This is a genomic window from Curtobacterium sp. L6-1 (assembly GCF_018885305.1).
Taxonomy (GTDB): Bacteria; Actinomycetota; Actinomycetes; order Actinomycetales; family Microbacteriaceae; genus Curtobacterium; species Curtobacterium aetherium.
Genome location: NZ_CP076544.1, coordinates 618,628 through 638,946, shown reverse-complemented (window position 1 = coordinate 638,946; position 20,319 = coordinate 618,628). Strand labels below are relative to the sequence as shown.

Genomic DNA, 20,319 nt, shown 5'->3' with positions numbered 1-20,319 from the left:
CCAGGGCCGTGCGTCCTGGGTCCGTCCCGCACCGGGCTCGTCCCGGACCGCACCGGTCCACCGCAGGACCCGCCGACCAGGGCCCCGTCCCGTCCGACCACTGCCGTCGACTCCGAGGAGCACCACCGCATGACCACTCTCCGCGTGATCGTGGACCAGGTGATCGCACCGGTCCCGGGCGGCATCGGCCGCTACGCGGAGGAGCTCACGCGCCAGCTCATCGCCACCGCCCCGGCCGGCTGCGACGTCGAGGCGGTCGTGTCCGCGGCCTCCCGCGACGAACTCGCCCACCTGCGGACGCTCCTGCCGGGTGTCGCCGACATCGAGCGCATCCCGCTCGGCCGTCGTGAGCTCTCACTCGCCTGGCAGGGCGGCTTCGCCCGCGGGTCGGCGCACGGCATGGTGCACGCACCGAGCGTCCTCGCCCCGCTCGTCAAGCACGACCGCGTGCAGGACCCGGGCCGCCAGACCGTCGTCACCGTGCACGACATCGTGCCGTGGACGAACCCGGAGACCCTCACCCCGCGCGGTGTGCACTTCCACAAGGCGATGATCAAGCGGGCGTGGAAGTACGCCGACGCGGTCGTCGTCCCGACCCACGCCGTCGCCGGGGCGCTCAACGCCCTCTTCCCGTTCGACGACCGCCTCCGCGTGATCGGTGGCGCCCCGAGCGCCCGGCTCCGCGTGCCGGTCGACGCCGACCTGCGTGCCGAGCGGCTCGGACTGCCGGAGCGGTACGTCCTCGCGGTCGGAACGCTCGAGCCCCGCAAGGGCCTCGCCCACCTCATCGAGGCTATGGCGCACCCGGAAGCACCTCAGGACGTCCCGCTCGTCATCGCCGGGCCGGACGGCTGGGGCGACGTGGACGTGCTCGCGACGGCCGAACGCGTGGGACTGCCCGCCGACCGGGTGAAGATCCTCGGCCGCCTCGACGACGCCGACCTCGCCGTCACCTACGACCGCGCGTCGGTGTTCGTGTTCCCGAGCCTCGCCGAGGGCTTCGGGCTGCCGGTGATCGAGGCGATGAGCTTCGGCACCCCGGTCATCCACTCCGACGACGAGGCCGTGCGCGAGGTCGCCGCCGACGCCGGCGTGACCGTCGCCCGCGACCCGCGCGACTCCTACCCGACCCGGCTCGCGCAGGCGGTGTACCAGGTGGTCAACGACCCCGACCTCGCCGGTCGACTGGCGATCGCCGGGCCGGACCGCGCGCGCATGTTCGACTGGCGCGACTCCGCGCTCGAGACCTGGCAGCTGCACGCCGACCTCTGACCGGCACGACGTCGCGCAACGCGGTCACGGCTCGGCATCGATCGCCGGGGAGGCCCGTGTCGCCGCCCGAGGGCACCGCACGGCGCTGGGATGATCGCCCCATGCCCACGCGCCGCCCGCTCACCGTCCTCACCGCCTCCGTCGCCCTCGGCTTCGGCCTGACGATGACGCTGACGGCGTGCTCGGGCGGCGACGACCCGTCGCCCTCGCCCACGCGGTCCGCCACGGCGACGCGGACCCCGTCCGCCACCCCGACCCCGGCGCCGACCACGAGCAGCGCTCCCGCCCCCGACGGGTCGGCGGCCCCCGCTGCCCCGTCGACCCCGGCCGTCCCGAGTGACGACCAGACCGGCGGCACGGACGACGGCACCGGCCCGGGCACCGGCAACGGCAGCGGCGTCGAGACCCCCGCCTCCGTCGACTGGTCCGCGATCAGCCAGCAGGGCGTCGCCGCGGCCGGCGGTGGCACCGTCGTGTCGATCGCCGGTTCCGGGGACGAGTGGACGGTGCTCGTCGCCGGGCCGGACGGATCACAGACGCAGTCGGTCGTGTCCGCGACCCTCGGCCGGGTCACCTCCGGCCCGTTCCCGAAGGACGCCGACGCGGCCACGAAGGCCGCGAACGCCGCACGGGCGGGCGCTGCGCGGGTCGACGCGGCGACGGCCGCCACGACGGCCATGAAGGCCATGTCGGGCAGCGCGCTGCGGTCGCTCGTGCTCGGCGGCTCCGCGTCGGCCCCGACGTGGACGGCCACGCTCTCGGTCGCCGGAGCGGACCGGACCGTCACCGTCGACGCGGTCTCGGGCGCCGTCCGCTCCTGACCGCGGCGTCCGGGCCGCGGCGTCCGGGCCGCGGCGCGGGTGAACGACCCGCTCCCGAGCGACCCGGCGCCCCGCGCGCCGACAGCCGTCGGTGGACGGCACGCGTGCGTGCGTGCGTGCGATCAGCAAGCACGCCGCTGATCTGCTCGCGTCACGCCTGCTCGCGTCAGAACTGCTCGCGTCAGAACTGCTCGTGTCAGGCCTGCTCGTGTCAGAGCTGCTCGCGTCAGAGCTGCTCGCGTCAGAGCTGCTCGCGGAGCGCCTGCGCCTTCCGCTCGACGACCTGCTCGAGGTCGGCCGCGTGCTGCGCCAGGGCCGCCGCGACCTCCAGGTCGGTGGACCCGATGATGCGGGCGGCGAAGATGCCCGCGTTCGCCGCACCGTTGATCGCCATCGTCGCGACCGGGATGCCGGCGGGCATCTGGACGATCGAGAGCAGCGAGTCGAGTCCGTCGAGCCGCGCCAGCTGCACCGGGACGCCGATGACCGGGAGGGTCGTGAGCGAGGCGACCATGCCCGGCAGGTGGGCCGCGCCGCCCGCTCCCGCGATCACGACGCGGATGCCGCGCTCGGCAGCACCGCGGCCGTAGCGCACCATCTTGTCCGGCGTGCGGTGCGCGGAGACCACGTCGGCCTCGAACGGGATGCCGAGCTCGTCCAGGATCTCGGCGGCGGCGCGCATGGTCGGCCAGTCCGAGTCGGAGCCCATGATGATGGAGACGAGCGGGGCGGCAGCGGTGGTGTCGGTCACGCGTCGAGCCTAGCTCCGGCGGCCCGGCCGGACCGTCTCAGCGGACGCGGACGGACCGGCAGCCGAGCGACCGGTCTCCCCCGGCACCGAGCCCGACGACGCGGACGCACACCGACCGGGTGCCGCTCGACGCCGCCACGACGGTGGAGAGCCCGTGCGACCGACCGACACCGTACGACCGGTCGACGTCGTCGCGCACGGCCGAGGCGCTCACGCGCACCGGGCTCCGTCCCGCGACGGACACCACGACGGTCACCGCCGCGCCGACGGCGTCACGGTCGAAGCCCCAGCCGCGGAGCGCGACGCGACGGTGCCGCGGCGACGTGACGCTGTCCAGGGCTGCCCGCGGCGCACTCGCCGCGACGGTGACGCTGCGGCAGGGGGCGGTGACGTCCGCGCCGCCCCCGACGTCGGCCGCCCGGGCGCAGACCGTGTGCTTCCCGGCACCGGCCGGCACGACGGCGGCGAACCCGTGCCGCGTCCCGAGGCCGTCCAGCGCCGCGACGCCGGTCCGGGCGACGTCCGCCGAGACCGTGCGCACCGCCTTGCCGTCGACGAGCAGGGTCGTGCGGAGTGCGGCGGCGGGATCGTCGGCGTCGACCGCGTACCCGCTGACGCTGATGCCGCCGGCGGACACCGTGGCCCGCTCGAGCGCGACGACCGGGTCGCGACCGCTCACCCGTACCGACTCGCAGCCGAGCCGGGAGGCGACGCCGGCGACGGTGGTCGTGTCGACGCAGACCTCCCGGACGCCGGCCGACGCGGGGACCGTGACGTCGTAGCCGTGGGCAGCGCCGACGCCGTACGCGTCCGCGACGTCCTGGCGCGGCCGGTCCGCCGCCGCCGGGGCCGCTCGTGCCCCGTCGACGCTGACACGGACCGTGAGCGTCGCGGTGGTGCGGGCCGGGTCGGCCGCCCACCCGGACACGCGGACGGACCCGGACCCGCCGGTGGCCCAGTCGACGGTGCCCATCGCCGTGCCGCTCGCGGTGGCGCCGAGGGAGCCGTTCGCGACGAGGGCCTGGGCGTAGGCGGAGTACCACTTGCCGGCCGTCGGACCGCCGTTGCACGTGCCGTCACTCGCGCCGGGGGTCTTCACCCAGAGCAGGGCGTCGAGCGCGGTGCCGTCGGTGCCCACGCGCGGCGTCGTGCCGAGGCCGGCACCGGGGGCGTTGCACCAGGTCCCGCGCCAGCCCTGGCCGTTCCGGGAGGTGTCGATCACGTAGTGCGCGCCACCCGTCAGCGCCGAGACCCGCTGCGCGTAGGCCTGCTCCTGGTTGGTCGGGTGGTAGTTCGCGACGTTCGTCGAGAACCCGCGCGCGTTCGCGACGCCGGCGCTCTGCAGACGTGCCGCCATCGTCGCCGGGGACACCCAGTTCGAGTTGCCACCGTCGAGGTAGGACGGGACGCCCGCCGCGGTGAACGCCGCGACGGTGCGCGAGAGGATCCGGTACCGCTGCGCGTCGATCGAGTCGGAGCAGGCGGCGTTGCTGAGCATGGCGAGCGCGTCCGGTTCGACGACCACCGCGGAGCGGGTGCCCGAGACGCGCGCGACGACCTGGTCGATCCAGGCGTCGTAGGTCCGTTCGTCGAACCCGCCGGCCGAGTAGCCGCCGCAGTCACGGTCCGGGATCGCGTACACGACGAAGACCGCGGTGGTGCCCGCCGCCGCGGCTCCCGCCGTCGCGGTGTCGATCGTGCGGGTGAGGGTCGTGCCGGTCGTCCACTCCCCGAGCCACGTCGCCACCGGGTAGCGGGCGATCGCGGCGGCGGCGCGCGCCCCGGCGGGGTCGCTGGTCTGCAGTGCCGTCGCGGCCTTCGCGGCCTCGCTGGTGGACGACCGGTACTGCCCAGCGCCGTACAGCTGCGCGGCGGTCGCGGTCCGGACGTCGGTCGTCGCCGCCGTCGCGGGTTCGACGGTCGCACCGACGAGCACCGCGGTCACCAGGGCCGCGGTGGCCACGAGGGCCGCCGGCAGCCGACGCCGGTGTCGCCGCGGACCGGAGCGCGCCCGTCCGGTGTCGGTGGGGCGCTCGCGGGACGGCGCGGTCGGGCCCGGACGGCTGACGGACGAGCTGGTGACGGACGGGTGGACGGGGCGGCGGGGCACGGCGGACTTCCTGGACAGGCGGCGGGGAGGATCCCAGAGCACCACCGACGGCGCGCGTCGACAAGTTCCCAGAGCGGGTGCCACCCGCTCAGGTGTCGGCGTCCCGGTGGACCGGACGGGAGGCGCGCCCCACCTCGACGACGCCGGCCGCCCCCGCCGCCGCAGCAGCAGTCGCCGTCGCCGCCGTCGCCGTCGCCGTCGCCGTCGCCGTCGCCGTCGCCGCGTGCCTAGTCGTCGAAGTGCGCGGCCGCGGCGCGGGCGCGGAAGACGACGTCGTCGACGTCCTCGCCGACGACCGTGACGTGCCCGACCTTCCGCCCCGGGCGCGGTGCCTTGCCGTAGAAGTGGTACTTCGCCTCCGGGAAGGCCTCCAACGCGCCCGGGTAACGGGCCCCCAGGTCGCCGTCCGCCGGGCCGCCGAGCACGTTCACCATGACGGCGACCGGTGCGTGCGTCCCGGTGGCGCCGAGCGGCAGGTCGAGCACCGCGCGCAGGTGCTGCTCGAACTGGCTGGTGGTGGAGCCGTCGATCGTCCAGTGGCCCGTGTTGTGCGGACGCATGGCGAGCTCGTTCACCAGGATCCGCTCGTCGTCGGTCTGGAACAGCTCGACCGCCAGGACGCCCGTCACGTCGAGCTCACGGGCGATGCGGACCGCGATCGCCTCGGCCTCGTCGGCCAGGCGTCCCGCGCTCCGGGGGGCCGGTGCGATCACCTCGGCGCACACACCGTCGCGCTGCACCGTCTCGACGAGCGGCCAGGCCACGATCTCGCCGGACGGGCGCCTCGCCACCGACTGGGCGAGCTCGCGGGTGAACGGTACGAGTTCCTCGGCCAGGAGCGCCTGCCCGGCGCCGGTCTCGGCGGCGGCCGTGAACCAGTCGTCGGCGTCGGACGCATCGGTGACGACCCGGACGCCCTTGCCGTCGTAGCCGCCACGGGGGGTCTTGACGACCGCTCGCCCGCCGTGGGCGTCGAGGAAGGCACGCAGCTCGGTCTGGTCGTGCACGGCTGCCCAGTCCGGCACGGGCAGCCCGAGCTCGGTGAGGCGCTGGCGCATCACGATCTTGTCCTGTGCGACCCCGAGCGGCGCCGGCCCGGGACGCACGACGACGCCGTGCTCGACCAGGGTGCGGAGGACGTCCTGCGGCACGTGCTCGTGGTCGAAGGTCAGGACGTCGACGTCGCGGGCGAACGCACGGACGACGTCGACGTCGCGGTGGTCGCCCTCCGCCGTGGCCGCGATCGCCGCGGACATGCCGGGCCCCTCGGCGAGGACCCGGATGTCGAGCCCGAGTTCGACTGCCGCCGGGACCATCATCCGGGCCAGCTGTCCTCCACCGACGACTCCGACGCGCAACGCCATCCTGTGTGTTCCTTCCGCCATCCCCGGCGGGCTGCCGACGGGGGCTCGACTACACTCCTGCGAGGCCGATCGTCGATCCGCCCCGGGCCGAACCACGTCGGCCAGCGACAACTCTACGGACCCAGGAGTCACCGTGCGGCGCCTCATCGCCCAGCTCGCCCGCTTCGGCGTCGTCGGCGCCGTCGGCTTCGTCGTGGACCTCGCCGTCTTCAACCTGCTGCGGGCCACCGTGCTGTCCCCGGACGAGGTCCACTCGGGGCCGTTCTGGGCGAAGGTCGTCTCCACCGTGGTCGCGATCGTCGTGAACTGGCTCGGGAACCGCTACTGGACGTTCCGGCACCAGCGTCGCTCGGTCGCCGCGAAGGAGGGCGTGGAGTTCCTCGTCGTGTCCCTCGGCGGCATGGTCATCTCGCTCGGCTGCCTCGCGCTGTCGCACTACGTGCTCGGGTTCACGTCCGCCCTGGCCGACAACGTCTCGGGGAACGGCATCGGTCTCGTGCTCGGCACGGCGTTCCGCTTCTGGCTGTACAAGGTCTGGGTGTACCACCCCGACCGTGCCGAGCGGGAGAACGCGGCCGCGCCGGAGCGGTCGCGCACCAGCGTCTGACGCAGGCCGAGCACCAGCGCTCGGCGCGGGTGTCGCGCCGAGCACCGGCCCTCCGGCACCGGTGTCGGGCTGCGCACCAGCGTCCGGGTCAGGGCGCCGGCAGCACCGTCACGGTGAACGTCGCCGTGGCCGCCATGCCGTTCTCGGCCCGGAAGTCGAGCTCGTGCATCCCGACTGCGTCGGCCGACGGCTTGCCGGTGATCTGCTGCGTCGCCGGGTCCCACGTCAGCCCGTCGGGCAACGGGGAGTCGAACACGGTGAGGTCCACGACGGGGAACGGGCTGGTGGCCTGGACGGGGATCGTGACGTCCTGACCGACCGTGACCTGCACCGCCGTCGGCACGGTGACGGTCGGCGCCTGCAGGACCGTCATCGTGACCTGGTACTCGCTCGTCTGCCCGTCGCGCGTCCCGGTGCTCAGGCGGCAGTCGATCGGCGTATGGCCGGGCGTGAAGAGCTGCTGCCCCTCAGCGCACGTGTTCGTCGTGAAGCCCGTCGGGGTCTCCGAGGACCACGAGATCCGCACCGGTCCGTCGCCGGCCGTCGTCCACGCCTGCTGCGGGTCGGCGGCGAGCACGGTGCCGGTCACGTCCATGCCCTCGATGTACGCACCGTCGAAGCGCGCCTCGGCCAGCTGCGCGTCCGTGAGCTTCGTCCCGGTCAGGTCGGCACCGGTGAGGTCCGCGCCGCGGAGGTCCGCCTGCTGCATGTCGGCACCGAACAGGATCGTGCCCTGCAGGTCCGCGCCGGACAGGTCGGCCCCGGCGAGGTCGGCGAAGCGCAGGTCCTGCGATCGGAGGTCCCGGCCCGACCAGTCCACCCGCGGGCAGTGCGTCGACGCGTGCAGCCCCGGGTGCACCCGCACGGCGCAGGTGCCCACGGTCTCGGTCTCGGCCGCGGCCCGTGCGGACAGCACCTGGCGTCCGACGAGGACCAGGGCGACGAGCACCACGACGGCGACGACGGCGACCCAGGTCCCGCGGCCCGGCCGCCAGCCGTTCGTGGTCGTCCGCTCGGTGCCGCTCACGGTGCGACCTCCCCGGTGTAGCCCGTCAACCAGCGGGGCAGGTGGTCGAGCGCCGTGTCCGTGTACCAGTTCGGCGTTCGCGCGTACTCGAAGAACGCGGTCGGCGCGGAGAACACCAGCAGCAGGACGGCGACCGCGACGAGGGCCGGCACGACCGCACCGGCGCGGACCCAGTCCGGCAGGCGCCTCCAGGCCGCGACGGCCGCTGCGATGAGCAACGCGTACAGGATCGGGACGACCGGCAGGACGTACCGGCCGGAGAACGCGTACTCGTCGTCGAGCTGCAGCAGCGTCCGGAGGTTGAACACGAAGGTCGCGCCGATGTACACGACGGTCACGATCGTGCCCCACGCGGCGGTGCGGCTGCCGAAGAACCGGCGGAAGGACAGCACCACGAGCAGGACGGCGGCGATCACCACGAGGGACCCGAGTGCGGCGACCAGCGGATTCACGCTCCAGACCGTGGTGCGGTCGCGGTAGAAGAACACCGACTGGAAGTACGTCGTGACCCAGCGGCCGGTGAACTCGAGCAGGTCCGGCGCCGGGAGCGAGGTGCCGTTCGCCGCCGCGAGCTCGTGCGTGCGCGTCGCGTCGTAGTTGCGGGCGTAGATCGCGAACGTCAGGCACTGCATGTGGGTGTGGAGCTTCGAGCAGTCCGGGTTGAACTGCCGGTACACGAGCAGGTTGACGCCGAGCCGTTCGACCAGCAGCGCCGCCACCACCGCGAAGCCGAGGAACCAGGCGACGGTCCGGACCGTCCTGGTCCGGATCGCCTCGCCCGCGACGCGGAGCGGGTGGGCGAGCACGCCCCAGCCGTCGCGCTGCACCGCGAAGCCGACGGCCACCACGACGGCGACGCCGACGAAGGGCAGGAACGTGTACTTGACCAGGACCGTCCAGCCCGCCGTGACGACCATCGCGCCGAGGGTCCCCCACCGCGGCTCGCGGATGAACCGGGCGCAGTACAGCAGGCAGCAGAGGAACAGCGTCATCGACGGGGCGTCGTAGCTCACCGCGGCGGACTGCCACACGTAGCGGCCGGTGAGGACGAGCACGATCACGGAGAGGACCGTGACCGCCGTCGAGAAGCCCATCGTGCGCAGCAGCCGCCGGAGCACCACGAGGCCGAGCAGCCCGAACACCACGTTCGCGAGCCGGAGCGCGATGACGATCCACGAGTACGGCAGCTCGGCGTTCACCATCGGCTTCACCGGGAAGCTCATGACGTAGTAGTAGAAGTAGCTCGGGAACCGCAGCATCTCGCCCATCGCGAGGTCGCCCGGGTCGATGTGGTGCAGCACCGGCCCGTTCGTCAGCGGGAGCCCGGCGTAGTACAGGATGTTCGCCAGGTGCCGGTGCTCGTCGGGGGCGATGGTGCCGCCGTAGGGCACGTGCCCCTCGCCGTCCACGATCGGGTAGTGCAGGATCCCGGCGAAGAACACGCCCATGAGCACGAACACCACGAGCGCCGCCCGGTACGTCCACGGGTTCGCGAGCAGCCGACCGATCCGGTCGGGCAGCGCGAGCAGCCCGTCGTGCAGCCGCTGACGCCCGTTCGGGCCACGCTGCGGGGAAGGGCGAGCGGCTGCAGGAGCCGTGTCGGTCACCGAGTCGGACATCGGCTCGACTCTAGTACGGACGGGGCCCGGACCAGAACGGGAGCGGGTGCCCGTGCGCGGGCGTCGACGTGGACGTGGGCGTGAACGGACGGGAGGCGCGCACCCGGCTGGGTGCGCGCCTCCCGTCCGAGACCCGGCGGCGTCCGCCGTCGGCCTCCGCTCAGCGCCCCATGCCGTGGTAGGCGAAGCCGGCCGCGCGCCAGGCGTCGCGGTCCAGGCAGTTCCGACCGTCGATGACGACCGGCGAGGCCACCAGGCCGGCGACCGTCGCGGCGTCGAGGGCGCGGAACTCGTTCCACTCGGTGAGGACGAGCACGAGGTCGGCACCGGTGAGGGCGGCCTCGGCGCTGTCCACGTAGTCGAGCTCCGGGTGCACGCGGCGCGCCGTGGGGATCGCCTCGGGGTCGTACGCGGCGACCTCGGCACCCTGCTCGAGCAGCCGTGCTGCGATGTCGAGCGACGGGGAGTCCCGGACGTCGTCGGAGTTCGGCTTGAAGGCCAGGCCGAGCACCGCGACGCGCTTGCCCCGAACGTCGCCGCCGAGCGCCTGGGCGGCGAGGTCGACGACGTGGGCACGGCGGCGGAGGTTGATCGCGTCGATGTCCGCGAGGAACGCGAGCGACTCCCCCACGCCGAGTTCGGTCGCCCGCGCCTGGAACGCACGGATGTCCTTCGGCAGGCAGCCGCCGCCGAAGCCGAGGCCGGCGTTGAGGAACTTGCGGCCGATGCGGGCGTCGTGCCCGATGGCGTCGGCGAGCGCGGTGACGTCGGCACCGACGACCTCGGCGATCTCGGCCATGGCGTTGATGAAGGAGATCTTGGTGGCGAGGAAGGCGTTCGCACTGACCTTGACGAGCTCGGCGGTCGCGAGGTCGACGACGAGACGCGGGGTGTCCTCGGCGAGCGCCACGGCGTAGACCTCGTCGAGGGCCGCGACGGCGGCCTCGCCCTCGGGTCCGGACGGCACGCCGTAGACGAGGCGGTCCGGCGCGATGGTGTCCTGGACGGCGAAGCCCTCGCGGAGGAACTCCGGGTTCCAGACCAGCGTGGCACCGGGGACGGCACGGCTGACGTCCTCGGCGAGGCGCGCGGCGGTGCCCACCGGCACGGTCGACTTGCCGACGACGAACTCGCCGGGCGAGAGGTGCTCGGTCAGCGACGCGACCGCGGCGTCGACGTAGGTGAGGTCCGCGGCACCCGAGGGGCCCTGCGGGGTGCCGACCGCGACGAAGTGCACGCGGGCACCGGCCACCTCGGCCATGTCGGTCGTGAACCGGATCCGTCCCGAGGCGAGCGCCTCGGTGAGGATCTCCGGCAGACCGGGCTCGAAGAAGGGCGCTTCGCCCGCCGCGAGACGTTCGATCTTCCCCGGGTCGACGTCGACTGCGACGACGTCGTGCCCGAGCTTGGCCATGGAGGCGGCGTGGACGGCACCGAGGTAACCGCAGCCGATGACAGAGATACGCACGGCACGACGGTACCGGGTCCGGCGTCCGATCCGGTGACGGTGAACCGCAAGAAGCGGCGCGGTTCACCGCAGCGGCGCTACCGGTCGCGGTGCGGGGTGCCCCGGACGATGTCGTCCCAGTCGGGTTCCCGGTGCCTCCGGCGGGCCTCGTGGGCCTCCACCAGGTCGTGCAGGACCGCGACGACGAGGTCGGCGTGCGGGACGTCGGCGAGCACGAGCGCGGGGTCGTCACCGGGGAACACGAGCACGTCCCCGGAGCGGAACAGCCCCTGCGTGCCGCGTCGGCGCACGGTGACGTCGTAGCCCCGGGAGTGCAGGAGCTCCCGCCGGGTCCGGGTGCCGAGCCCGTGCGACACGACGAGCCGCCGGGTCGTGACGACGTACCGCTGCGACATCCACCGCAGGAGCGGCACCACCCCGCCGAGGACGACGAGCACGACGGTCAGCACGGCGACGAGCACGTTCACCCACGCGAGCTCCGCCCGGAACACGCCGAAGCCGAACCCGCCGGCCGCGGCGACGAGGACCACGAACACCGCGGGCCGCACCAGACGGCGGGCGTGCGGCCGCAGCCGCGCGACGACGAGCTCGGGAGGCGGCTCGTCGGTCATGCCGTCATGCATAGCGCAGGTGCGTGACGTCGCCCACCGCGACGCCCCTGGAGACGCCGGTCCGGTCCCGGATCGTGATCCGACCGTCGTCGTCGACGCCGGTCGCGTCGGCCTCGACGACCGAGCCGTCCGGCAGCTCCAGCCGCACCCGCTGGCCGACGGTGCCGCAGACGGCGCGCACGTGGGAGCGGACCGCCTCGGCTGCCGCGCCGCCGGTGACCAGGCCGCCCACCGCCTCCTGGAGGCCCGTCCACAGGTCCGTCAGGACGGCGTCGGCGAGCGCCGTGGCCGGGCCGGTCGCGCCCGCGACGCGGAGGGAAGTGGACGTCGGGGTGGGCAGCTCCGACGCGGGGATGGTCAGGTTGACGCCGACCCCGACCACGACGGAACCGTCGCCTGCGACCTGGCAGAGGACGCCGGAGACCTTCCGGCCGTCGACGAGGACGTCGTTCGGCCACTTGACGAGGACCCGCTCGTCGGCGTCCGCCGCGCCGTCGGCGGCGAGGGCGGCGGCGACGGCGTCCCGGACGGCCGCGCCGGCCACCAGCGGCAGCCACCCGCGGTCGCGCGGGTCCAGGTCGGCGCGGACCAGGACGCTCGCGGCGAGGGTCTGTCCGGCGGGGGCGACCCACGAGCGGTCGAGGCGGCCCCGTCCGGCGGTCTGGTCGAGCGTGACGACGACGCTGCCACCGGGCGACGACACGGCGTCGGCGAGCAGGTCGGCGTTGGTCGAGCCGGTCGTGGCCAGCACCGCCAGCGTCGCGCCGGACGCCTCGACGGCGGCGCGCGTACGGGGGAAGGAGGCCTCGACCGGTGTGGACATGCACGCAAACCTACGGGCCGGAACCGTGGGGGTCCTCCAACGGGCAGGCCCGGGAGCGCCGGTATGGTGTGCGGGTGACCACTGGAGACACCCCCGATCTCTCGACGACCGCCGGCCGTCTCGCCGACCTCCGCGTGCGGTACCACGAAGCCGTGACCGCAGCCGGCGAGGCCGCGATCGCGAAGCAGCACGCCAAGGGCAAGATGACCGCCCGTGAGCGCATCGAACAGCTCCTCGACGAGAACTCCTTCGTCGAGCTCGACGAGTTCGTCCGCCACCGCACCCACGCGTTCGGCATGGAGTCGAAGCGCCCCTACGGCGACGCCGTCGTCACCGGCCACGGCACGATCCACGGCCGCCAGGTGGCCGTGTACGCGCAGGACTTCACCGTCTTCGGCGGCTCCCTCGGCGAGGTCGCCGGCGAGAAGATCGTCAAGGTGATGGAGCACGCGCTGAAGACCGGTGTGCCGATCATCGGCATCCTCGACTCCGGCGGCGCCCGCATCCAGGAGGGTGTCGTCGCGCTCGGCAAGTACGGCGAGATCTTCCGCCTCAACACGCAGGCCTCCGGGGTCATCCCGCAGATCTCGATCGTGATGGGCCCGGCGGCCGGCGGTGCGGTGTACTCCCCCGCCCTCACCGACTTCGTGATCATGGTCGACAAGACGAGCCACATGTTCGTCACCGGTCCCGACGTCATCAAGACGGTCACGGGCGAGGACGTCGGCTTCGAGGAGCTCGGTGGTGCCCAGACGCACAACGCGGTCTCCGGCGTGGCCCACTACCTGGCCGAGGACGAGACCGACGCGCTCGACTACGCGCGCTCGCTCATCGGCTTCCTGCCGGACAACAACCTGTCCGACCCGCCGTCGTACGACGTCGGTCCGGAGATGGAGACCACCGACGCCGACCGGGAGCTCGACGTCGTCATCCCGGACTCGACGAACCAGCCGTACGACGTGACGCAGATCATCGAGCACGTCGTCGACGACGGCGACTTCCTCGAGGTCCAGCCGCTGTTCGCGCCGAACATCATGATCGGGTTCGGTCGGGTCGAGGGCCGCACCGTCGGGATCATCGCGAACCAGCCGCAGGCCATGGCCGGCACGCTGAACATCGACGCGGGCGAGAAGGCGGCACGCTTCGTCCGGTTCTGCGACGCGTTCGGCATCCCGATCCTCACCCTCGTCGACGTGCCCGGCTACCTGCCCGGCACCGACCAGGAGTGGACCGGCGTCATCCGTCGCGGCGCGAAGCTGCTCTACGCCTACGCCGAGGCCACCGTTCCGCTCGTGACCGTCATCACGCGCAAGGCCTACGGCGGCGCGTACATCGTCATGGGGTCGAAGCAGCTCGGTGCCGACATCAACCTGGCGTGGCCGACCGCCGAGATCGCCGTCATGGGCGGTCAGGGTGCGGTCAACATCCTGTACCGCAGCGAGATCAAGCGCGCGGAGGAGGCCGGCGAGGACGTCGCCGCGGTCCGCACGAAGCTCGCGAACGAGTACACGTACAACGTCGCGTCGCCGTACCTGGCGGCAGAACGCGGTGAGCTCGACGGCATCATCCAGCCGCACGCGACCCGGGTGTCCGTCATCAAGGCACTGCGGGCCCTCCGTGGCAAGCGCGCGAGCCTGCCGCCGAAGAAGCACGGGAACATCCCGCTGTGACCCCCCGTCACGCAGCAGCCGTCCCCGCCGACGCCCCGGCCTCGGTCGCGGACGTCCGCGTCGTCCGGGGTGAGCCGACCCCGGAGGAACTCGCCGCGGTGATCGCCGTGCTGCAGCGGCAGGCCGACGAGGCCGCCGCCGCGGGTCGGGCACAGACGGTCGCCTCGCCGCGCGCCGGCTGGACCGCGTCCGCCCGGGGCATGCGGCAGTCGCTCGACCGGGGCTCCTGGAGCCGGTCGCTCCGCTGAGGTCTGTACCCCGTCCGTACCCGCGGGTACGGACGGGGCGGTGTGGCCCCTCCGGTGGGTCGCCCCGCGTGGCGGCACCCGGTCCGCGCTCGGACCGCCCGTTGACCCCTGTCTGACGAAGGGGGAACTGGGCCGACGAGCGGACGCACCGGTCGGTCTCCCCTCGCACGGGGGGCGTCCCGCCCGGGAACCGGCGGAGATCCGCGGAATTGTCCCCCGAAATGATGACTGACACCCCGTGGTGCTGCGGGCATCATTGTTCCTGTTCGGTGTTCTTCGTTGAAGTGCATCGCCGGTCGGTGGCCGACTAGGGTACGAAGCCACCACCGAGACGAGTCAGGGCGATATTCGGGTTGTCGCTCTGCCTCGGGTCGCGAACGGGCCGGTCGGTAGCTCCGACCGGCCCGTTCCCCGTTTCCGGGCTGTTCCCCGCTTCCGGCCCGTTCCCCGCTCCCGGGTGGTCGTGCGCCGGGCGGGCGCCCGCGCCGCGGGACGGCCGCCCGCTCCGCGCTGCGGTCTCCCACGCCGCCAGGCGACCGTTCGCGAGGCGCCGGAGGACGGCCGTTCGCGACGCGGTGCGGGACGGCCGTTCGCTACGCGGTGCGGGCGATCTCGAGCCAGAGGGCGACCGAGTCGTCCTCGTCGCCGTCGTCCTCGTCGTCGGCCGTCCCCAGCGCCGCCGACTCGCTCTCGGCCGCGTCGAGCCGCAGCCCGACGACCGTCACGGCCGAGTCCGCCTTGTCCGGCACGGTCCGCACGATGACGTTGTCCGCCTGGGCCTCGTAGGCGCGTCGAAGCGCGTCGGCCAGCTCGGCGTGCACGCGCTCCTGGTCAGCCGCCGGCAGGTCGTCGAGGCCGCCGTCGTCGTGCAGCTGCACGACCGCGCCACGGCGACGGAGCCGCATGACCTCGTTCCGGACGTCGTCGGACAGCAGCGAGCGCCCGCGGATCTCGTCGCGGATGGCCTGCTCGAGGTGCAGGCTCTCGTCGCGCTCGGCCGGGTCGAGGTCGCCGCAGGTGTCCATGATCCGCTGCAGCATCGGGAGCGCCATCCGCGTCGTCTGCCCGAGGCGGACCTGCCGCTCCGACACGTGCGCCTCCTGCGCGGCCTGCCAGTCGACGGTCTCCTGCTCGGCACGGACGAAGTCGCGCGTGATGCGGTTCGCGTGGTTCATCGCGATCGCGAAGCCCGTCGCCACCGTGAGCCAGATGACGCTGCCGAGCGCCCCGAGCTTCCCGAGCGCGTCCGGACCGGCCCAGGCGACGGCGTGCACCGTGCAGAACGCCACCCCGACCCAGGCGAACCGCCCGCGCTGCCGGACGGCGAGGACGACCATCAGGGTGCCGACGGCGGCGATCCACCAGGTGGCGTACGTCGGCGCGGTCGCCAGGTCGACGACGGGCGCGCACACGATCGGCATGACGATCGCCGTGGCGAGCGCGAAGCACGCGACCCACACCGGCAGCACCGTGCCGCGGACGAAGAGCGCCAGGGCCGTCGCCGCGGCGTACAGGACCATGCACGAGACGATGGGCGCCGCGGCGGCGGGTGACCCGGGGAGGGTCGTCGCGGCCAGCACGAGGTGCAGCAGCGAGAACAGCGCGGCCAGCCCGGTCGCGACGCCCGCGGGGACGGAGGCCCTCATGCCGGACCACCGCCGACTGCGTCGACGTCGATGCGGACGTCGGTGACGGGACCGGGGTCCGGCCAGGACAGCACGACCCGGGTGCCGGCGCCGGGTGCGGTCACCACGTCGGCGACACCACCGGCGGCGGCCATCCGCTCGAGGATCGACCGCCGGACCCCGAGCCGTTCGGACGGCACCGTGCCCGGGTCGAACCCGACACCGTCGTCGGCGAGCTCCACGCGGACCGTCGGCCCGTCGGACTCGACGGTCACCCACCGGGTCACGTCCGACCCGGCGTGCTGCACGCTGTTCACCGCGGCCTGCAGGGTCGCCGAGGCGAGGGCGTCGGCGGCCGAGGACGGCATCGCGGGCCCCTCGGCCGGGCAGCTGCGCACCTCGACGGGCGCGGCCAGGGTCGTGAGCGAGTCCACGATGCGCTGCCGGAACGCCGGGAACGGCACGAGGGGATCCCTGCCGGGACCGTCAGCGGCCGCGGCCGCGAGGTGGTCGACGGCGTTCCGGGCCATCCGTGCCGCGAGCGTCCGCGCCTCGACGGTGTCCGCCCGGGCCGCGGACAGGAGCGTCGTGAGCACGCTGTCGTGCACGATGGCGTCGACCTGCACCCGCTCGACCTCGGTGGCGTGCTCCCGCATGGCACGGGCGTACCGACGCACCGCGGTGGCCTGGGCGGCGTCGACGGCCGCGGCGGCCCGACGCAGGACCACGATGAGGACGAGTGCCGCGATGCCGAGCGTCGCCGTGTACGCGCCGTCCTGGAACGCCCGCACGATCCCTGCACTGCCGCCCGCGGGCGAAAGCCGCAGCAGGACGAAGACGACCGGGACGATCACGTTGTAGACGGCCGCACGCCAGCTGGCGAAGCTCAGCGACGCCGCGATCGTGCCGACGTTGCAGAGCCACCACGGCCAGGGCGACTGCGCCGGCGGGAGCGCGTCACGGACGGTCAGCGGGAAGGTGACCAGCGCGACGAGGAACAGGAGCGCACAGGCGGCCTGCGCGGCCTGCGCACACCGCTGCAGCGCGGCCGAGGCACCCACGGCGAGCAACGACAGCGCGACGACGCTCGCGGTCGCCGGACCCCAGAACGGGTCGAGGAACGGCAGCTGGCGGAAGAACGAGGTGGTGTTCGCGGCGCCGAACCCGACGGCGGCGATCGCCATGAGGATCGTGAAGGCCCGCTCGAGGGACGCCTGGGTGATCGACGCACGGACGGACCGCGACGGATCGAGCATGCCGGCGCCGTCGACGACGGACGGCACCGTCCCCGGGGACGGCGGACGCCGGGCCGCTCCCGACCCGGCGTCCGTCGCGGCGTCGACGGTCACGAGGACCGTCCGACGCAGCCGTCGTCAGCGACCATCGCCGTCGGGGTCGATGCCGGAGTCGAGCCCCGGCAGGATCCCGTCCTCGACCGCGCGACGCAGCAGGTCGACCTTGGTCGGGGCGGGACGACCGACCTCGACGTACTTCACGCGGATGCGGTCGAGGTACTCCCGTGCGGTCGAGTACCCGATCCCGAGCTGCTGGGCCGCGAGCTTGAGCGGCAGCCCCGAGGCGTACAGGTGCAGGATCTCGCGTTCGCGGCGACCGAGCTGGGCCTTCGCGAAGTCCCGGTCGGCGTCGATCGCGCTGGCCCACTCGAGGTTGTTGAGGACGTCACCGCGTGCGACGGTCGCGACGGCGGCCATCACGGTCTTCGTCGCGGACGACTTCGGGATGACGCCGGCGGCCCCTGCGGCCAGCGCCTCCCGCACGTTCGCGACCCGGTCGGCGATGCTGTGCACGAGGACTGCGGACCCGGTGCCCTGCACGCCCTTGACGTTCTCGGTGACGGTCGAGCCGTCCCCGAGCGACAGGTCGAGGACGACGACGTCGACCTCGCGACCGTTCAGCTGCGCGATGTACTCCGGGACGCTCGCGGCGGTGAGGACCACCTCGAACCCCTCGTTCTGGCACGCGGCCTGGATGCCCAGTCGGACGGACTCGTGGTCGTCGACGATGGCGACGCGGACGGGCCGCGTCTCGAGACCGGCTGCCCCTGTCGGACCGGTCGATGTGCTGGTGGTGGTGTCCACGGTTGCCTCTCGCTCCGACGACGCTCCGGGCCCTGATCCCGGGTGCCGTCAGCCTCCAAGGATACCCAGGTCAGCCTCAGCTTCGTACCCCGCCACGGAAGTCCGTCCGGGCCGTCCGGACGGTCTCCGTCAGTCGACCGGGACCAGTCGCGCCACGGCCTCCAGGTGGTGGGTGTGCGGGAAGAGGTCGAAGGCGCGGAGGGCCTCCAGGCGGTAGCCGAGGTCGGCGAAGGTGGCGACGTCCCGGGCGAGCGCGACGGGGTCGCAGGCGACGTAGACGACCTGCGCCGGCTGCAGGGCCGCGACCGACACGACGACGTCGCGACCGGCACCGGCGCGGGGCGGGTCGAGGACGACGGTGCCGGCGCGGAAGCGCTCCCGCTCGGGTCGGGAGGCGGTGTCGACGGTCCGGGCGAGCCACCGGTCGACGCGGGCCGTCTCGGCGCGGGCGCCGATCCATTCGGACAGGTTCTCCTGCGCGTGCTCGGTGGCGCGGGCCGCGCTCTCGACGCTCGTCACCCGGGCACGGGGGCCGGCCACGTCGGCGAGCGCCGCGGCGAGCAGCCCGACGCCGCCGTAGAGGTCGAGGTGCTGCCCCTCCGGGTCGAGTCGCTCGCGGTCGAGCGCGTCCTGGACGGCGGCGGTGAGGACGGCGGGGGCTTGTCGGTGCACCTGCCAGAACCCGGTGTCGTCGACGGCGAAGCGACGCTCGCCCACCAGCTCGGTGACGACCGTGGGCCGCTGGGCGTCGATGACCAGGCGGGCGCCGGCGGAGCCGCTCGGGCTGAGGACGTCGATGACCTCGGCACCGGGCATCGAGCCGCGGGCGGTCGGGGCGGACTCCTGGACGGCCGCGGTGGTGAGCGGCAGGCTCGTCACGGGCACGACCGTGTGGGAGCGGGCGGCGAAGGGACCGGGGGTGCCGTCGGCGTCCACGTGCAGGCGGAGGCGGGTGCGCCAGCCGAGGCCGTTCGCCTCGTCGTCGCCGGGCGCGGCCTCGACGACCACCGGCGCGCCGAGCACGGCGTCGAGGTCGATCCGACCGAACCGGCTGAAGGAGTCGACGAGCACGTCGCGCTTCAGGGTGCGCTGGTGGCCGAGGGAGATGTGCCCGAACTCCGCCCCACCGGGACGCTCAGCGGGGTCGCGGTCGAGGCCGGCCTCGGCCCAGACGTGGTCCACGCGGTGCTCGCTCGGCTCGAGTACCCGCACGGTGTCGGCGCGCCAGAACGACTTCTTCCGGTCCTCGGTCACCCGCGCCACGACCCGCTCCCCCGGGACCGCGTCCGTGACGAACACCACGCGCCCCTCGTGCCGTGCCACCGAGATGCCGCCGTGGGCGATCCCGGTGACGTCGAGTTCGAGCAGTGTGCCGACGGATTCACCCATGGTTCGATGTTCCCATGCGTCTGTACCTCGCGAGCACCTCCCCCGCCCGTCGCGCCCTCCTGGCGCAGTCCGGCATCGATCCCGTGCTCGTGTCGCCGGGTGTCGACGAGGACGCGGTCGCGCTGGCCGAGCAGGAGCGCCTCGGGCGGCCCCTCACCGGTCCGGAGCTCGTCGCGCTGCTCGCCGTCGCGAAGGCGCGCGCCGTCGCGGACGGCACGGTCGCCGCGGACGGACCGCTCGACGGGGTCGTGTTCGGCGGGGACTCCGCGTTCGAGGTGGACGGGCAGCTGTACGGCAAGCCGCACGACCCCGCCGTCGCGCGGGAGCGCTGGCGCGGCATGCTCGCCGCCGGGGGCGGGACGCTGTGGAGCGGGCACTGCGTGATCGACCGACGCATCGCGGGGTCCGGCACCTCGGCCGGCTCGCACGCGGTCCCGTCCCTCGGCGCCGTCGCGCCGGGCGGGTCCGCACTCGTCGCCGACGGGGACCACGTCGTGGCCGTCGACAGCGCCGTCCTGACGTTCGCCGACGACCTGACGCCCGAGGAGATCGACGCCTACGTGGCCACGGGCGAACCGCTCGAGGTCGCCGGTGCCTTCACCATCGACGGACGGGCTGCGGCGTACATCACCCGCATCGACGGCGCGCCCTCGGCCGTCGTCGGGCTGTCGCTCCCGGTCCTCCGCTCCATGCTGCTGCGGGGGTTCGGCATCGCCTGGCACGACCTCTGGTCACTGTAGACATCCACCTGCTCCCGGCGTGGTTTCTTGTGGATGCCGCTCAAAACACGACCGGTGCGCACGAATACGCTGATG

General features: G+C 73.8%; 18 protein-coding genes. 6 read left to right on the top strand and 12 right to left on the bottom strand.

The window, feature by feature from the left end:
- Positions 1 to 129 precede the first annotated feature (129 nt).
- Together KM842_RS03035 and KM842_RS03030 are read left to right on the top strand one after the other, a co-directional pair.
- Positions 130 to 1,272 (top strand): glycosyltransferase family 4 protein, encoded by a 1,143-nt coding sequence (locus KM842_RS03035; protein ID WP_216260836.1) that lies wholly within the window; start codon positions 130 to 132, stop codon positions 1,270 to 1,272.
- Positions 1,273 to 1,373: 101 nt separating this feature from the next.
- A complete protein-coding gene (locus KM842_RS03030) occupies positions 1,374 to 2,093 on the top strand; it encodes a hypothetical protein (protein WP_216260834.1) in 720 nt (239 codons plus the stop codon).
- Positions 2,094 to 2,334: 241 nt separating this feature from the next.
- Here the strand turns inward: KM842_RS03030 and purE are convergent, their stop codons facing one another.
- From purE to KM842_RS03015, 3 genes are all read right to left on the bottom strand, one after another.
- Positions 2,335 to 2,844 (bottom strand): 5-(carboxyamino)imidazole ribonucleotide mutase, encoded by a 510-nt coding sequence (gene purE, locus KM842_RS03025; protein WP_253206225.1) that lies wholly within the window; start codon positions 2,842 to 2,844, stop codon positions 2,335 to 2,337.
- Between the two features lie 37 nt (positions 2,845 to 2,881).
- Positions 2,882 to 4,954 (bottom strand): glycoside hydrolase family 6 protein, encoded by a 2,073-nt coding sequence (locus KM842_RS03020; RefSeq protein ID WP_216260832.1) that lies wholly within the window; start codon positions 4,952 to 4,954, stop codon positions 2,882 to 2,884.
- Between the two features lie 227 nt (positions 4,955 to 5,181).
- Positions 5,182 to 6,318: a 5-(carboxyamino)imidazole ribonucleotide synthase gene (locus KM842_RS03015; protein WP_216260830.1), complete on the bottom strand. Its 1,137-nt coding sequence runs from the start codon at positions 6,316 to 6,318 to the stop codon at positions 5,182 to 5,184.
- A gap of 133 nt (positions 6,319 to 6,451) precedes the next feature.
- Between KM842_RS03015 and KM842_RS03010 the strand changes: the two genes are divergently transcribed.
- A complete protein-coding gene (locus tag KM842_RS03010; RefSeq protein ID WP_253206224.1) occupies positions 6,452 to 6,925 on the top strand; it encodes a GtrA family protein in 474 nt (157 codons plus the stop codon).
- An 88-nt stretch (positions 6,926 to 7,013) separates the two neighbouring features.
- On the opposite strand, the gene KM842_RS03005 is transcribed toward KM842_RS03010, so the two are convergent.
- The 5 genes from KM842_RS03005 to KM842_RS02990 form a co-directional block, all read right to left on the bottom strand.
- Entirely contained in the window at positions 7,014 to 7,952 is a 939-nt protein-coding gene (locus KM842_RS03005) for a pentapeptide repeat-containing protein (RefSeq protein WP_253206223.1), read from the bottom strand.
- Positions 7,949 to 9,571, bottom strand: coding sequence for a phospholipid carrier-dependent glycosyltransferase (locus tag KM842_RS15820; RefSeq protein ID WP_253206222.1), 1,623 nt, complete (start codon positions 9,569 to 9,571; stop codon positions 7,949 to 7,951). Before KM842_RS15820 ends, KM842_RS03005 begins: the two co-directional genes overlap by 4 nt.
- A gap of 160 nt (positions 9,572 to 9,731) precedes the next feature.
- Positions 9,732 to 11,039 carry a UDP-glucose dehydrogenase family protein gene (locus KM842_RS03000; protein WP_216260826.1) on the bottom strand — a complete coding sequence of 436 codons (1,308 nt, stop codon included), beginning with the start codon at positions 11,037 to 11,039 and terminating at the stop codon, positions 9,732 to 9,734.
- Positions 11,040 to 11,116: 77 nt separating this feature from the next.
- A complete protein-coding gene (locus KM842_RS02995; RefSeq protein WP_216260823.1) occupies positions 11,117 to 11,650 on the bottom strand; it encodes a PH domain-containing protein in 534 nt (177 codons plus the stop codon).
- A gap of 4 nt (positions 11,651 to 11,654) precedes the next feature.
- The gene (locus KM842_RS02990; protein WP_216260821.1) at positions 11,655 to 12,473 is read right to left on the bottom strand and encodes a biotin--[acetyl-CoA-carboxylase] ligase; all 819 of its coding nucleotides are present in this window, start codon (positions 12,471 to 12,473) and stop codon (positions 11,655 to 11,657) included.
- A gap of 74 nt (positions 12,474 to 12,547) precedes the next feature.
- Between KM842_RS02990 and KM842_RS02985 the strand changes: the two genes are divergently transcribed.
- Together KM842_RS02985 and KM842_RS02980 are read left to right on the top strand one after the other, a co-directional pair.
- The gene (locus KM842_RS02985; protein WP_216260819.1) at positions 12,548 to 14,143 is read left to right on the top strand and encodes an acyl-CoA carboxylase subunit beta; all 1,596 of its coding nucleotides are present in this window, start codon (positions 12,548 to 12,550) and stop codon (positions 14,141 to 14,143) included.
- Complete coding sequence (locus KM842_RS02980) at positions 14,140 to 14,391, top strand: acyl-CoA carboxylase subunit epsilon (RefSeq protein WP_216260817.1); 252 nt, start codon at positions 14,140 to 14,142, stop codon at positions 14,389 to 14,391. The genes KM842_RS02985 and KM842_RS02980 overlap by 4 nt, the downstream gene beginning before the upstream one ends.
- A gap of 593 nt (positions 14,392 to 14,984) precedes the next feature.
- Here KM842_RS02980 and KM842_RS02975 read toward each other — a convergent pair.
- The 4 genes from KM842_RS02975 to KM842_RS02960 form a co-directional block, all read right to left on the bottom strand.
- Positions 14,985 to 16,037, bottom strand: a complete 1,053-nt coding sequence (locus KM842_RS02975; protein WP_216260815.1) for a DUF8320 family protein — start codon at positions 16,035 to 16,037, stop codon at positions 14,985 to 14,987.
- On the bottom strand, positions 16,034 to 17,365 hold the full coding sequence (locus KM842_RS02970) for a sensor histidine kinase (protein ID WP_216260813.1): 1,332 nt from the start codon (positions 17,363 to 17,365) through the stop codon (positions 16,034 to 16,036). The genes KM842_RS02975 and KM842_RS02970 overlap by 4 nt, the downstream gene beginning before the upstream one ends.
- A 24-nt stretch (positions 17,366 to 17,389) precedes the next feature.
- Positions 17,390 to 18,115 (bottom strand): response regulator transcription factor, encoded by a 726-nt coding sequence (locus KM842_RS02965; RefSeq protein WP_420362454.1) that lies wholly within the window; start codon positions 18,113 to 18,115, stop codon positions 17,390 to 17,392.
- 129 nt (positions 18,116 to 18,244) lie between these two features.
- Positions 18,245 to 19,504 carry a class I SAM-dependent RNA methyltransferase gene (locus tag KM842_RS02960; protein ID WP_216260811.1) on the bottom strand — a complete coding sequence of 420 codons (1,260 nt, stop codon included), beginning with the start codon at positions 19,502 to 19,504 and terminating at the stop codon, positions 18,245 to 18,247.
- Between the two features lie 14 nt (positions 19,505 to 19,518).
- On the opposite strand from KM842_RS02960, the gene KM842_RS02955 reads away from it, so the two are divergent.
- Positions 19,519 to 20,244 carry a Maf family protein gene (locus KM842_RS02955; RefSeq protein ID WP_216260809.1) on the top strand — a complete coding sequence of 242 codons (726 nt, stop codon included), beginning with the start codon at positions 19,519 to 19,521 and terminating at the stop codon, positions 20,242 to 20,244.
- Positions 20,245 to 20,319 lie beyond the last annotated feature (75 nt).

What these genes read in the sequence shown, in the direction of transcription:
- KM842_RS02955 (WP_216260809.1), top strand. Translation starts at nt 19,519, where the DNA reads ATGCGTCTGTACCTCGCGAGCACCTCCCCCGCCCGTCGCGCCCTCCTG.
- KM842_RS15820 (WP_253206222.1), bottom strand. Translation starts at nt 9,571, where the DNA reads ATGTCCGACTCGGTGACCGACACGGCTCCTGCAGCCGCTCGCCCTTCC.
- KM842_RS03015 (WP_216260830.1), bottom strand. Translation starts at nt 6,318, where the DNA reads ATGGCGTTGCGCGTCGGAGTCGTCGGTGGAGGACAGCTGGCCCGGATG.
- KM842_RS02990 (WP_216260821.1), bottom strand. Translation starts at nt 12,473, where the DNA reads ATGTCCACACCGGTCGAGGCCTCCTTCCCCCGTACGCGCGCCGCCGTC.
- KM842_RS02995 (WP_216260823.1), bottom strand. Translation starts at nt 11,650, where the DNA reads ATGACCGACGAGCCGCCTCCCGAGCTCGTCGTCGCGCGGCTGCGGCCG.
- KM842_RS03030 (WP_216260834.1), top strand. Translation starts at nt 1,374, where the DNA reads ATGCCCACGCGCCGCCCGCTCACCGTCCTCACCGCCTCCGTCGCCCTC.
- KM842_RS03035 (WP_216260836.1), top strand. Translation starts at nt 130, where the DNA reads ATGACCACTCTCCGCGTGATCGTGGACCAGGTGATCGCACCGGTCCCG.
- KM842_RS02975 (WP_216260815.1), bottom strand. Translation starts at nt 16,037, where the DNA reads ATGAGGGCCTCCGTCCCCGCGGGCGTCGCGACCGGGCTGGCCGCGCTG.
- KM842_RS02960 (WP_216260811.1), bottom strand. Translation starts at nt 19,504, where the DNA reads ATGGGTGAATCCGTCGGCACACTGCTCGAACTCGACGTCACCGGGATC.